Source organism: bacterium (assembly GCA_004322275.1).
Classification (GTDB): domain Bacteria; phylum Desulfobacterota; class Deferrisomatia; order Deferrisomatales; family BM512; genus SCTA01.
On record SCTA01000020.1, the window covers coordinates 1 to 12,628 of the forward strand.

Annotated in this window: 12 protein-coding genes and 2 rRNA genes; 3 read left to right on the top strand and 11 right to left on the bottom strand. The window is 59.1% G+C overall.

The window, feature by feature from the left end:
- Nucleotides 1–368: 368 nt before the first annotated feature.
- The 6 genes from maf to mutL form a co-directional block, all read right to left on the bottom strand.
- Entirely contained in the window at nt 369–944 is a 576-nt protein-coding gene (maf, locus tag EPN96_06520; GenBank protein ID TAL17134.1) for a septum formation protein Maf, read from the bottom strand.
- Nucleotides 945–997: 53 nt separating this feature from the next.
- Complete coding sequence (locus EPN96_06525; protein ID TAL17135.1) at nt 998–1,996, bottom strand: tRNA-dihydrouridine synthase family protein; 999 nt, start codon at nt 1,994–1,996, stop codon at nt 998–1,000.
- Entirely contained in the window at nt 1,978–2,985 is a 1,008-nt protein-coding gene (locus tag EPN96_06530; GenBank protein ID TAL17136.1) for a hypothetical protein, read from the bottom strand. The genes EPN96_06525 and EPN96_06530 overlap by 19 nt, the downstream gene beginning before the upstream one ends.
- A gap of 76 nt (nt 2,986–3,061) precedes the next feature.
- On the bottom strand, nt 3,062–3,304 hold the full coding sequence (gene hfq, locus EPN96_06535) for an RNA chaperone Hfq (protein TAL17137.1): 243 nt from the start codon (nt 3,302–3,304) through the stop codon (nt 3,062–3,064).
- A 64-nt stretch (nt 3,305–3,368) separates the two neighbouring features.
- Nucleotides 3,369–4,289: a tRNA (adenosine(37)-N6)-dimethylallyltransferase MiaA gene (gene miaA, locus EPN96_06540; GenBank protein TAL17138.1), complete on the bottom strand. Its 921-nt coding sequence runs from the start codon at nt 4,287–4,289 to the stop codon at nt 3,369–3,371.
- A gap of 4 nt (nt 4,290–4,293) precedes the next feature.
- Nucleotides 4,294–6,153, bottom strand: coding sequence for a DNA mismatch repair endonuclease MutL (gene mutL / locus EPN96_06545; protein TAL17139.1), 1,860 nt, complete (start codon nt 6,151–6,153; stop codon nt 4,294–4,296).
- Between the two features lie 701 nt (nt 6,154–6,854).
- Between mutL and EPN96_06550 the strand changes: the two genes are divergently transcribed.
- Entirely contained in the window at nt 6,855–8,036 is a 1,182-nt protein-coding gene (locus tag EPN96_06550) for a hypothetical protein (protein TAL17140.1), read from the top strand.
- A gap of 373 nt (nt 8,037–8,409) precedes the next feature.
- On the opposite strand, the gene EPN96_06555 is transcribed toward EPN96_06550, so the two are convergent.
- Complete coding sequence (locus tag EPN96_06555) at nt 8,410–8,658, bottom strand: DUF3343 domain-containing protein (protein TAL17141.1); 249 nt, start codon at nt 8,656–8,658, stop codon at nt 8,410–8,412.
- Between the two features lie 37 nt (nt 8,659–8,695).
- On the opposite strand from EPN96_06555, the gene EPN96_06560 reads away from it, so the two are divergent.
- Nucleotides 8,696–9,226 carry a DUF721 domain-containing protein gene (locus EPN96_06560; protein TAL17142.1) on the top strand — a complete coding sequence of 177 codons (531 nt, stop codon included), beginning with the start codon at nt 8,696–8,698 and terminating at the stop codon, nt 9,224–9,226.
- On the opposite strand, the gene EPN96_06565 is transcribed toward EPN96_06560, so the two are convergent.
- Together EPN96_06565 and EPN96_06570 are read right to left on the bottom strand one after the other, a co-directional pair.
- Nucleotides 9,156–9,929: a methyltransferase domain-containing protein gene (locus EPN96_06565; protein TAL17143.1), complete on the bottom strand. Its 774-nt coding sequence runs from the start codon at nt 9,927–9,929 to the stop codon at nt 9,156–9,158. The genes EPN96_06560 and EPN96_06565 overlap by 71 nt on opposite strands.
- Nucleotides 9,930–11,258: a DUF1015 domain-containing protein gene (locus tag EPN96_06570; GenBank protein ID TAL17144.1), complete on the bottom strand. Its 1,329-nt coding sequence runs from the start codon at nt 11,256–11,258 to the stop codon at nt 9,930–9,932.
- Between the two features lie 201 nt (nt 11,259–11,459).
- Between EPN96_06570 and EPN96_06575 the strand changes: the two genes are divergently transcribed.
- Nucleotides 11,460–11,741: a hypothetical protein gene (locus tag EPN96_06575; GenBank protein ID TAL17145.1), complete on the top strand. Its 282-nt coding sequence runs from the start codon at nt 11,460–11,462 to the stop codon at nt 11,739–11,741.
- A gap of 252 nt (nt 11,742–11,993) precedes the next feature.
- On the opposite strand, the gene rrf is transcribed toward EPN96_06575, so the two are convergent.
- Nucleotides 11,994–12,110 (bottom strand): 5S ribosomal RNA (rrf, locus tag EPN96_06580).
- 89 nt (nt 12,111–12,199) lie between these two features.
- A 23S ribosomal RNA gene (locus EPN96_06585) occupies nt 12,200–12,628 on the bottom strand; the annotation flags it as partial.

A 12,628-nucleotide genomic window follows, 5' to 3' on the forward strand; every position in this document is an offset into this window, starting at 1 on the left:
GCCCGTACGCGGCGCAACGAGTGGAGGCGTCGGGCCGGCGCGGGGTCTTAACGGAGCGAAGCGTAGTGGGTGCCCCGTACGGCCCAGCCGGAACGAAGTGGTCGCGCTTTTTAAAGCGCGAGCGACGGGTCCGGGCCGATTTCTTGGTCACTTCTTTCTAAAAGAAGTGACAAGGAGCGCGCAGGCAGAGCCTCGCAAACGTAGATTGGCGGGCCGAGCCCGCCCTACACACTAAAAAAGTGCCGCGTGGGCGGGGCGCGCCAAGCCCCGCTAGCTGTAAACGTGCGAAAGCACACAAAAGTCACTGGTTTCCCGCCTTCGCGGGAATGACGATTAAGTATTGTCGGCTTTCGTTCCTCAAGCGCGACCTACAGGACTCTTACTCCAAACCCCTCCAGCATCCCGATAAGCCTGATCAGCGGCAACCCGATGAGCGAAGTATAATCCTCCCCCTCCATCGACTCCATGAGGGCAATCCCCAGCCCTTCGATCTTGAACGACCCCGCGCAAAAATACGGCTCCTCCCGCGTGAGGTAGTTTTCAATCTCCCTATCGGTCAGCTTTTTCAGGGTAACGGAGAAAAGCTCCACTCCGCTCTCTTCCCTGCCGTCCGCGACGAGGGCGACGCCGGTGTGGAAGAGGACTTTTTTGCCGGACATTTTTCTAAGCTGCTCGAAGGCCCTCTCTTTGGTGAGGGGCTTGCCCAGAATCTCCCCATCGAGTTCGGCGACCTGATCGGAGCCGATTACGAGAGCGCCGGGGCTTCGCCTCGCGACTTCGCGGGCCTTTTCGAGGGCGTGGAGGCGGGCAAGTTCGGAGGGGGCAGCGCCCGCAATTTCGCCTTCACCGTACTCCGGGGCGGCGCACTCGAAACAAAGCCCGAGGCGGGAGAGAAGCTCTCTCCTGAAGGGGCTCGTAGAAGCGAGAATTATCCTCCTGCTCAAACCTTCCTCCTTGTATTGGTGCGTTACGCCTTCGGCTAACACACCCTACGCAACTAAACGATTCCGCCCAGGGCCTTTGCAAAGAACTCTTCCGCGCGGCTTACCGCCTCCTCGAAGGACTCCGCGACCTGCACCTTCGAGGCGAGGGTGTGGCCGAAGGGGTAGTTCATCGCGAAGTAGTGGGTGAATTCCTTCAGCCTGCCGAGCCGCCGCTCTGAGGTGAAGGATTCTTCGAGGAGTCGGGCGAAGCGCCGGTAAAGCGCGGGGAGGTCTACCGCCCTATCCTCTGTCTCCAGCCCGAAGACCTCGCGGGCAATCTCCCTTCCCAGCCACGGCTTCACTGCCGCGCCGCGCCCGATCATCAGCCCGTCGCAGCCGGAAACCCGCAGGCACTCCCTCGCGTCTTCGGGGGTGAAGATTCCGCCGTTGCCGACAACCGGCACTTTCACCCACTCCTTAACCTTTCCTATCCATTCCCAGCGGGGACGCCTCCCGTAGGGCTCGCCCCGGAGCCTCGCGTGGACGGCTATCATATCGATCCCCACGTCCTCCAGCATTTGGCAGAAGTCGCGCAGCTTCCCTTCGTCGAGGGTCTCTCCGAGGCGGGTCTTGGCCGTCAGGGGAAGGTTCGTGGCCCCCCTCGCGCTTTGCAGTATCCTGGCTGAATCCTCAAGGTTTTCCATGAGCTTGCTACCCCCTCCCATCCTGCGGACGGCGGGGGCGGGGCAACCGAAATTCAGATCGATGACATCCGCGCCTATGGCGGTCAGCCACTTCGCCGCCCCGGCGGCGTGTTCCGGCTCCCAGGCGACAATCTGGTAACTGAGGGGTTTTTCGGAGGGGTGGCGCTTGAGGAAGGGGGAGGAGCGGGCGCTCTCGGACTTGAGCCTCCTGGCGGAGAGCATCTCCGTCGAAAGGCAGCCCGCCCAGCCCTCCTCAAGGAGCAGACGCCTGAAAGCCGTGTGGGTTATGCCCGCCATTGGGGCGAGCCAGAGAGGCGGAGAGATTTCGACCCCCCTGAGTCTTACGGACTTCACCTTTGGCGGGTCCATCTCCCCTCGACGAGCACGAGCCCCGCGCCGCCGGAAGTTTCCCCCGGTTCGAGAAAGGAGGTTGACCACTCGATCTTGCCGCCCTCCAGTTCCAGTGTGGCGAGGGCGAGGGAGTAATCTATTCCGGAATCGAGCGCCGTAACGTCGAAGAGCGCCGCGCCGGGCTCCACCCTCTTTAGCTTTACCGTCTTGAATTCCGCCAGGGAGTAAAAATCGTCTTCAAGCTCCTCGACAAGGGCCGGGCTGTCGAGCCCCGTGACCCGTATCTCGACCCTGCGCTCCGAGGTTCCCGGAATCCAGCCGGAGCGGTTGAGGGCTGCGATAATCTCGTTGTGAAGGAGGGTTCCGAGTTCGCCGTAGAGGTAATCGCTCTGTGTCTCGACGCTGCCCCCCGAAGCCGTTACGGAGCCGCTTCCGAGAGTCTCCTTTGTTCTGGCGTCCAGAAGGGAGAAGGAGGCCGAGGTGGAAAAGGAAGCGAGGGAAAGGGAATCTTGTGCTCCATTCCCCGTGGAGATCATGGCGGCGGCGTTGCACCCCCTGGACTGCGAAAGCGCGGACAGACTCTCTTCGCCGCCGCTTACGCTCCCACCCTCCGCGACGTAAAAGCCTTCGTCCCGCAGCCTTCCGGCGAGAACTTCCGCGCTTTTGGCGCTCTGCCCTCCCTTGTGCAGTATCAGGAGGCGGGGATTGGCCTTGAGGGCGAAGACCTTGAAACCCTTTTTCTGAAGCTCGTCGAGTATCTTCGCCTCGTCTATCTCGGCCGCGACCGAAAAGAGAAGGCTGCCCAGGGCGACGGTATCGTTTAATACGTTGTGGCGGATGATGAAGGAGGAGGGAGAGGAGAAGAAAAGAGCGCCCAGTTCGTCTTCGCGGTTTTGGTACTCTTCTTCCGAAAGATGGCGTCTGACCGCTTCCCGCACGGCCTGGGCGAGGGTCAGCGAAAGAGCCTGCCTTCTGGTCGCACCTTCGCCCGCTCGGGAGAGCTCCATCCTGACGGAGGACGCCACCGTACCTGCAATCGCCGCCCCGCAAAGGAAAATCAGGCAGAGGACGGCTGCGGCGACTCTAGAAATTTTCGTAAATGGCCTCAAATTTTTTCAAGGGCTGGTAGGGGCGCACCGATTCGATGGCGTGTTTGTATATCAGGTGGTAATTGTCGCCGGATTTGATAACGACGCAGAAGTTGTCGAAGGCCTTGAGCGCGCCATCGAGTTCTTCGCCGGAAACAAGGCGAATCGTCACCTGCGCCTTTTCTCTGCGCACGTTGTTGAGGAACTGGTCTTGTATGTTTATCTTCGTCTTGACCATGTCTCCCCCTTCCTGAAATGGAGTGTAATTTAAATAAAACAGGACACCAAGATAATATCCTCGGCTATCCCGATTGCAAGAAATTTTTAACGGCTGCCGCGAAAACAGCTGTTTCTCGGCGAGTTATGCGGTTCGCCGCCATCTTTTTAAGCCACGTCTCCTGCCGTTTCGCGAAATTGCGGGTGGCCTGCTTTATCTCCTCCGCCACCCTTGCCGCATCCCCCCCCTCCGTCAGAAAGCGCACTATCTCCCTGTAGCCGATAGCCTGCAGCGGCATGAGAGAAGGGGAATACCCCCTGTCCAGAACTCCGCGCACCTCCTCTATCCACCCCTCCCGGAGCATCCTGCCGACCCGCTCGTCGATCGCCCTATAGAGGACCGGCCTCTCAACTTCGACGGCGAAGACAAGCGCGTCGTAGCCTCCTCCTGAAAAGCCGTGGGCCTCCTGCAGCTTCGAGAGGGGCTCGCCGGAAAGTCTGAAGACCTCGACGCCCCTTATAATCCGGGATCTGTCGTTGGGGTGGAGCCGCGCCGCGAGGAGGGGGTCGTCTCTCTTAAGCTCCTCGTAGAGCTCCCCACCCCGGCCTTCGTCCCAGATCCGGCCAAGTTCGCTACGCAGCCCTTCGTCGCGTACGGGAGCGCCCAAAAGCCCCTCCAGCAGCGCCTTTATATAGAGAAGAGTGCCTCCAACGACTATGACGGGTTTCCCCCTCGAATGGATGGATTCAATCGCCTCCCCCGCCTCTTTCCGGAAACGCCCGGCGCTGTAGCTTTCGGTAATCTCGGCCACGTCTATTAGGTGGTGAGGAACCATGCGGCGCTCCTCCTGCGAGGGCTTCGCGGTGCCGATGTCGAGCCCCCGGTAGACCTGCATGGAATCCGCAGAGATTATCTCCGCTCCGAGTTCAAGGGCCGCTTCGAGGGCGATACCGGATTTGCCGGAGGCCGTAGGGCCCGTTAGGACGGCGATCCTGGGCCGCTCCATCCGTCTATTTCCTGTGGAAGAGCGAATAGAGCTGCGCCCTCCCCATTTTAATAACGAGCGGCCTCCCGTGAGGACAGTGGGAGGGATTTTTGGTTTCACCCAGGTCGCGCATGAGGGACGCCACCTCGGTGCGGTCCAGCGCCATCTTCGCCTTCACCGCCCCCGCGCAGGCTGCGCGGGCGAGAAGCTTGTCCGCCCTTCCCCCGCCGCCGGACTCGCCGGAATCGAAGGACTCCCCTCCGATAACGTCGCGCAGCATCCCCACCCCCTCCGCTCCGGTGACCCCCGCCGGGACCTCGACAAGAGAGAGGCTCTGCCCGCCGAAGAGTTCCGCCCGGATGCCGATTGCTTCAAGTAGTTCCTCCCTCTCCGCGAAACCAGCGATCTCGGCGGCGCTGCACTCGACGACAAGGGGCACCAGCAGGGGCTGCCCCTTCCCGCCGGTTCTCGCGGCGGATATCCTTTCATATAGTATGCGCTCGTGGGCGGCGTGCTGATCGACAATAACCAGCTTCCGGTCGCCGGACTCGAAGAGGAGGAAGGTGGCGTCAAAAGCGCCGAGGTAGCGAAGCTCGCCGAAGGGGGAATTCATTGCGCAAGTTTCACCCGGACTTTTCTCCTCCGCCCCTTCGGCTATTGAATTCACGGAAAAATCGAGCTTCCCGGGCTCCGCCCGCCCCGCGCCGCCACGCCCGTACCCGCCGCCGGAGTAAAAGGGGCTTCTCGCCCCGCCCGGCTTTAGCGCCCTGCGGGCGTAGTCCTCAAGCGCCTCCGCAGCCCTTCCCGAACCCGGAGCGCTCTTCTCGTAGCAAAACGGGCTCTCTTCCACTGAATCGGGGACTTCAACGGCGGAAGCGCCGCTGCGAACCCAGGGAGCGGAGGAAAGGGCCCCCGCGACGCTCCCGGCGACCCAGCGGAACAACCCCCCCTCGTCGCGGAAGCGCACCTCCCTCTTGGCGGGATGGACGTTGACGTCAACCTCATCGGAGGGAAGGTCGAGCCACAGGAGCGCCACCGGCCAGCGCCCCTGCTCCAGCAGCCCCCTGTACCCCTCGGTCAGGGCCTTGAAGAGTATCCTGTCGTTGACCGCCCTCCGGTTCACGAAGAGCCGTATCCCCCGCCGGTGGCCGCGGCTCTCGTGGGGGGCGGCGAAACCGAAGGTCAGTTTTCTTTGCCCGTGGCGGGCTTTTGCGAAATAGAGCCCTCCCGGCCGGACGCCGGAAAGCTCCTCGGCCCGCTCGGAAAGAGACTGGCCGGGGGGCAAAATCATAAGCGGTCGCCCCTCGCTCTCGACCGAAAAGCTGATTTTCGGATGTATGAGGGCGAGGTTCGAGACCGTCTCTATTATGTTGCGAAGCTCGGTGGGTGCGCTCTTCATGAATTTTCTTCGGGCGGGCGTGTTAAAAAAAATGTCCTCGACCTCGACGAGGGTACCGGCGGGCGCTCCGGCGTCGGAGCAGCCGGTGACGACTCCCGCCTCGACCCGTAGTTTCGTGCCGCTCTGGGCGGTCCTCTCCCTGGTGACGACGGTCACCCGGCTGACGGAGGCAATGGAAGGGAGCGCTTCCCCGCGAAAGCCAAGGGTCGCGATTGCGTCGAGGTCCTCGTGGGAGGCGATCTTGCTGGTGGCATGGCGCTTTAGCGCCAGAACCGCATCGGCGCGGGACATTCCGCAGCCGTCGTCCTCCACTGCGATGCGGGAGAGCCCGGCCTCATAGAGCCGTATCGAGAGGTTTTGCGCGCCCGCGTCGATGGAATTTTCCAGAAGTTCCTTCACGACGCTGGCGGGCCTCTCGACGACTTCCCCGGCCGCGATACGGTTGACGATCTCGTCGGGCAACACCTGAATCCTGTTTTTTTCCATTAATTCCTCACAGCGGGCACCGGCAAACCCAAGACCCCGCAGTCAATGTACCACCTGCAGCTTCCCGCTCTCAAGTCCGAGTGTTTTTTGTTTCAGGTTTGAGAGTAATTTTCTAATCCAAAAAAGCTCCCAAGCAGGTAGTGACTATTGGCACTTGCCGTGTTGATATTTTGCCACAACTGTATTAGAAAATTTTCCACACTTTTTATCCTTTCACAACTCCATTCACTCTACCAAGGGGATTTTCAATTCAAAAAAACAGTTTTAAATAATTACATCTTGTGATATTTAACTGACACATGCAGATTGGTTTCACTTTGCGGAACTGGTCTAATTCTATTGCTATGTGATTTTGGCTTGCGGAGGAGATGTCGGCAAGGTATACTCGCCCCAGTTTGGCCGTATTGCGGCTTTGCGCCGCAGAAGCGGACGGGCGGGGCGCCAGCGGGTTCCAGAGGATTGACAGCGTGCCGTAAGCGTTGATACCTTTTGGAAGCCGCCGGGCTTTGACAATGAATATTCGTACGGACCTTTCAGGCCGCCAGAATCTCGGGAGAGAAAACGGCGGGAGGAGGTCGAAACCCGGAGATTCATCCGTCGTCTTCATAAACGCGTTGCCTTAAGTCACCTAATCTCGGGTGCAAATAATGTGGGCCTTACGGCTCGAAAATTTGTGTCAACTATTCAAGGAGGACACAGTAATGAAGAAGAAGCTGTCAATTGCTCTCACCGGCGCTCTCGCCGTCGGCCTTGCGGTTCCCGCCATGGCCGAGACCACCTTCTCGGGCACCCTCTGGGTCAATCCGATGGTTCTGAAGGACACCGTTGACGACTCCGATTCCATCAAGCCCGTCGATCAGCGCTTCCGCTTCACCATGACCAACAAGATCAACGACTTCGCCTCCGTAGTGTGGCAGGCCGAGATCGACACCCCCTGGGGCTACACCACCAACGGCACAGCCACCGCCAAGTACGGCTCCAAGGGTTACGGCGCCGCCCTCAACACCGACGGCATCAACCTCGAGACCAAGCACCTCTACCTGTCCACCAAGATTCCGGATACCGATTTCGCCATGAAGCTCGGCCTCCAGAACATCAACGACAAGACCACGGCTCTCTACCTGAACAACGACGCGGCCGCGGCCGTCTTCACCTATGCCAAGGACGCCCTCACGGTGAACTTCGGCGCCGCGAGACCCGGCCCCGCCGACGAGCTCTACATCGCCCAGGTCGGCTACAAGCTGTCCGACACCGTCGCCCTCAACGTCGACATCTTCAACTATGACTTCGACGAAGACAGCGACCTCGATTACTCCACCATCGGCGTGGGCGCGAAGGCCGCCGTCGCCAATTTCGACATTGACGCCGGCATCGCTTTCCAGAACGGCGACGAGGCCGAAGGCCTTGCGCTGAACGTCGGCGCCAAGACCAAGATCAATGAAATCGCCCTCGGCGCCCGCGCTATCTACATCGCGGACAACGACGACGACAAGGGCTGGATATCCCTCACCGAGACCCCTCTCGCCGGTGAAGGCCTCTACTTCTTCGGCTTCTCCGGCAACGCCAACTTCGGCCTCGGCAAGGCGGCGCTCACCACCACCGGCGACGCCGGCGTCACCGGCCTCATCGTCAACGGCTCCACCGTTGTCGCCACCGATTACACCGTCAAGGGCGCCCTTGCTTACTTCCAGGCCCTCGACGAAGACGTAGTCGGCGCTGACAGCGCTGACCTCGGCACCGAAATCGCCGCTTCCGTCACCCGCAAGCTGGCCGAAAAGATCGACGTTATGCTCTACGGCAGCTACGTCCTCGTCGGCGACTACTACGGCGACGACACAGAAGACCCCTACGCCCTCGGCCTCAAGGTTACCGCTCCTTTCTAAGGAATTAACCTGATTAATTAAAAACCCCCGGTGGAAACACCGGGGGTTTTTTTATGAAAACTGCTGCGAGCCTGTGTTTTCTGTGTCGCGTGCTCGCTCAAGGTCTCGCCGTAGCGCTGCTACTGTCTCGCCCTCTCGCTACGCGTCTCCTCGAAACCGTGGCTTCTCGCAACGTTTTCAAACAACCCGCCAGTCTTCAGCGGTTTGTTCCGGGTCTTAAGCTCTTAAGGATCAGCATTTTACTAAATTCGGCAAAGGATTTTGCCGCCGGGCGAGGAGCCCGCAGGGAGCGCGACGCAGACAATAGCGTGACTACGGCAAGGAGCGCGACCGAGTAGCGACGAAGCCCCGCGGCAAAAGCCGAAGCCGTGGACTAAATTCTGACGTACCCGCCGCCCTCTTCTAGCTTCCACGTCTCCTCGGGAACTATCCCCGCCGAATGGAGCAAAATCTCGGCCGTTTCGCGCTCGGCCAGGGGAAACGCAAGCGCAAGGCCGCAGTCGGAGGAAAGCTGTCTCGGCACGGGCATCACCCTCGCGTTTACCGAGCCCGACTTGAGCACCTTTTCCGCCTTCATCACCCGATGGACACTGTTGAAAATAAAGAGTCCGTCCCTTACCATAGCTAAATCACTTTTACCCGTTTACAAGAGAGGGGCCATGTCAGACCCCGCGCCGTTGTCAAAGCTGCTGAAAAACTTCCTCTCGGAAGCCAGAAAAAATTACCCGGAGGGCGCGCACCGCCTCTACGAGATATGGCCGGAGGCGGTAGGCCCCTCGCTCGCCCGCGTCACGCGGCCCCTTTCACTCAGCGCAGGAAAACTCACCGTCGCAGTGGAGGGAGCGGTATGGCTTCAGGAGCTTTCGCTCTTCAAAAGCCAGCTTATCTCAAACCTCAACGAACGCCTTGGCAAGGACTCGATTAAATCGGTTCGCCTTATTCAGGCCACCATCGCCCCGGAAGAAAAGCCCGAGCCACCCTTCGACAAATCCTGGCTCGAAAGGCCTCTTACTCCCGAAGAAACCGCGCTCATAGAAAACTCTCTTGCAGACCTGCCCGAGGGAGAGATACGCGAAGCCCTCCGAAGCGCGATGTCTGCCGCGAAAAAACGCTCCTCCCTCAGGGACGCCCCAGCAGATGCTCCGCCTCCGCGGAATACTTCCGCCCGCTCTCGCGGTCGTGGAGAATGAGCGGGGCCAGCACCTTCAAAGGTTCCTTTTTGCCCTTCACCGCCCCGGCAAGCACCAGACTCGCGGGACTGCTGCCGTCCGGGTGAAGGAACCTGAGTCTTTTAGGGGTTAATCCCTCCGCCTCCAGCGCCGACAAAACCCTCGCAACGCCTCCAGCGGGATACACCAGAGAAAACTCCCCACCCTTTTTCAGTAAATGACTTCCCCCCCTGACCGCGTCTTCGAGGTTCATCGACACCTCGTACCTTGCGATCGCAAGAGAAGGTTCCTTAGAGACCTTCCCGCCGTGGAGCGGCCTGTAGGGAGGGTTGCAGACTACCAGATCGTATGCGCCTGACGGCATCGACGCCGGGACAGCTTTTACGTCCCTGCACCGAAACTTCGCCCTGCCGCAAAACCCGTTCCACTCCGCCCCCCGCTCGGCCCTGCCGACAAAATCCGGTTGGATATCGATCCCTGTGACCTTTTTTGCGGCACCCAGCGCCAGGAGGCAAAACCCTACGACACCGCTCCCCGCGCAAAGATCGACTGCATTTTCAAAGTACCCGCCTTCTGCGGCAAACCTGGCCAGAAGTATTGCGTCTATCGAGAAGCGAAATCCCGTAGCGGGCTGGATGACGCCAACCGCCCCGCCGAGTGCGGTGTCCGCCGTCTCCCCCTCAAGAAGGAGGGCGCGGTCCCTCCGGAGCCCCTCACCGGCCAATCAATTCTCCTCTTCGTAGAGGGGATTTATCAAAAGCCCGGTCACCAGTTTCGGGAAAAAATAGGTGGATTTCTGGGGCATACGCTCGCCTGCTTCGGCGGCTTCCTTAACCTGCGCTACCGGCGTCGGGTTCATGAAAAACCCGAGGTCGGCCTCGCCCGCCTTCACGCGCCGGTGCAGCTCGCCCGCGTCCTTCACGTATTTAAGGTTCTTCTGCTCCTCCTGCGCCTTTTCGTCCACGCCGAGAAGCTTTTCGATGATGAGCCCGTGGAGGATGGTGACGTCGAGCTTTCGCATGGCGGGCGCACGGCTTTTGAACATTTCGTTCAGGTCCACGGACTCCTTGAGCGAGAGCAGATAAAGAGAGGAAGACCCCTTTACCGCGAGCCCAAAGGCGTGGCGCTTCCCGCGAAGGGCTTTCATACGGTCGAGAAGAATCTCCGAGCCACCTGAAACCTCCTCTATGTCGAAAAGCTCTCCAGCTTTTTCAAAAAACGCCGGGGCGCTGAACCCTTCCAGTCCGAAAACCATCCTGTGCGTCGGAAGGACCGAAAGCCCCTCCGACCAGAGGTTGACGAGGTACATCAGCACGAAATTCCAGGGTTCCTCGCCGGTGCTGTCCGGATTTTGCTCCCGGAGTATCTTGCGGTAGTTCAGCGCCGTCTCGTAGCGGTGGTGACCGTCGGCGATAAAGAAGCTCTTCGGCCCCATGACCTTTGCAATGAGCGCGGCAAGGGCCGGGTCGGAGACCTTCCACATGCGGATGCGAGTGCCCTCGTCGCTCTGCACCTCCGCGTCGGGAGCCGGTGAAGACTCCATCATGCGGGCGAACCCCTTCTCGATCTCGAACCCCGGGTCGTCGTAAAGGCTGAAGACCGGAGAGAGATTGGCCTTGGTTGCGAGGGTAAGGTTGAGTCTGTCGGCCTTCGGCCCCGCCAGCGTCTTCTCATGAGGCCGGTACACGCCCGATTCGGCGTCCTCGACCTTTACCGCCGCCAGAAACCCCTTTCTGGTACAGGGTTTCCCAAACTCTCCGGCGTAGTCCTCCTCGACGTAATATAAGGAAGGCTCCGTGTCGCGGACAAGAATCTTCTCGTCAAGCCACTGGGAAAATATCTTCTTCGACCTCGTGTAGCGGTTCTCCTTTTCGGTATCGCAGGGGAAAACCGCGCCGTAATCGATTCTCACGATGCCGTAAGGGCTGCGTGCATAAAGTCTCTGCTGAAACTCCTCGTCGATTACGTCGTAGGGCGGGCTCGTCACCAGGGAAAGATTGCCGATCTTGCCGGGATTATATCTCAAAGCGCGAAAGGGCCTCACATCAGCCATATTCTCAGATTCCTTTCAGTAAACTTAACATCCGGTGCCTTTGGTCAAGCGAAGAAGTATAGGGAAAAAGCGGCGAAAATTTAAGAGGAATAAAGACAAATGAAATTATACAGAATTTTTCTATCACTCGGCCTTGACACGTTTCCACAATTGTTTTATACGTATGTACGTACGTATAAACATTGCTAAGAGGAGTTGGTCATGAGCTACATCGATCCTAAACTGGTGATATCACCTAAGGCATTAGTTTCCGACCTCAAAGTCAAATATGACGGCGGAGAAAATGAGTGGGCATTGGCGAGTATGAAGTGGGATGGCCGTGAAGCAATCGGCATGCGATGGAATGGCGGATCGAATGATCCGAGATTCCCTGGAATCGGAAACCCCCAGTCTCGCGGCGTGCCCACATGGTTTATACTGCCTGACGAAGTAGCCGACGTCATAATAGATATGCTTAAGCTCAGCAAAAAGATCAATCCGTAGGGCTCAACGCTGTCCTTCGGCGCAGCTTTCCGTCCATGTCTTGGAGTCCGCAGGGGGCGCACCCTTTGCTTTTAAATTTGGCTTTGGATTTTTTCGCGAGGCGAGGCGCCGCCGAGCAAGGGCGCGAAGACAGTATCGGGAATACGGCGAGCGCCCGGCGCAAGGCGGCAACGAAGCTTCGCAAAAAAAGCCGAAGCCAAGGCCAATAAAAAAATCCCCGGATGGTTTGACCATCCGGGGATTTCCGGTTGAATTCGGCGGCGTCCTACTCTCCCACCAAGTGACCCTGGCAGTACCATCGGCGCTGAGGGGCTTAACGGCCGTGTTCGGAATGGGAACGGGTGTCTCTCCCTCGCTATAGCCACCGAAAAATTTGCAATTCCATATGGCTTAGGTCAGATCAGCGTTTTTTATAAGACTCTTTGTACTCTTTTCGCATTGAAAAAGGAAACGATGGCATATCAAGCCTCACGGCCCTTTAGTATCGGTTAGCTTGAACGCCTTACGGCGCTTACACACCCGACCTATCTACCTTGTAGTCTACAAGGGGCCTTCAGGGAGTTTTACCTCCTGGGAGATCTTGTCTTGAAGGGGGCTTCCCGCTTAGATGCTTTCAGCGGTTATCCTTTCCGAACGTAGCTACCCGGCAATGCTTCTGGCGAAACAACCGGAACACCAGAGGTTCGTCCACCCCGGTCCTCTCGTACTGAGGGAGGCTCTTCTCAAATCTCCTGCGCCCACGACAGATAGGGACCGAACTGTCTCACGACGTTCTGAACCCAGCTCGCGTACCACTTTAATCGGCGAACAGCCGAACCCTTGGGACCTGCTCCAGCCCCGGGATGTGACGAGCCGACATCGAGGTGCCAAACACCCCCGTCGATGTG

Excerpts from the sequence above, each read along its gene's own strand:
- EPN96_06525 (TAL17135.1), bottom strand. The coding sequence starts at position 1,996 with ATGGACCCGCCAAAGGTGAAGTCCGTAAGACTCAGGGGGGTCGAAATC.
- EPN96_06530 (TAL17136.1), bottom strand. The coding sequence starts at position 2,985 with ATGGAGCTCTCCCGAGCGGGCGAAGGTGCGACCAGAAGGCAGGCTCTT.
- hfq (TAL17137.1), bottom strand. The coding sequence starts at position 3,304 with ATGGTCAAGACGAAGATAAACATACAAGACCAGTTCCTCAACAACGTG.
- miaA (TAL17138.1), bottom strand. The coding sequence starts at position 4,289 with ATGGAGCGGCCCAGGATCGCCGTCCTAACGGGCCCTACGGCCTCCGGC.
- mutL (TAL17139.1), bottom strand. The coding sequence starts at position 6,153 with ATGGAAAAAAACAGGATTCAGGTGTTGCCCGACGAGATCGTCAACCGT.
- EPN96_06550 (TAL17140.1), top strand. The coding sequence starts at position 6,855 with ATGAAGAAGAAGCTGTCAATTGCTCTCACCGGCGCTCTCGCCGTCGGC.
- EPN96_06555 (TAL17141.1), bottom strand. The coding sequence starts at position 8,658 with ATGGTAAGGGACGGACTCTTTATTTTCAACAGTGTCCATCGGGTGATG.
- EPN96_06560 (TAL17142.1), top strand. The coding sequence starts at position 8,696 with ATGTCAGACCCCGCGCCGTTGTCAAAGCTGCTGAAAAACTTCCTCTCG.
- EPN96_06570 (TAL17144.1), bottom strand. The coding sequence starts at position 11,258 with ATGGCTGATGTGAGGCCCTTTCGCGCTTTGAGATATAATCCCGGCAAG.
- EPN96_06575 (TAL17145.1), top strand. The coding sequence starts at position 11,460 with ATGAGCTACATCGATCCTAAACTGGTGATATCACCTAAGGCATTAGTT.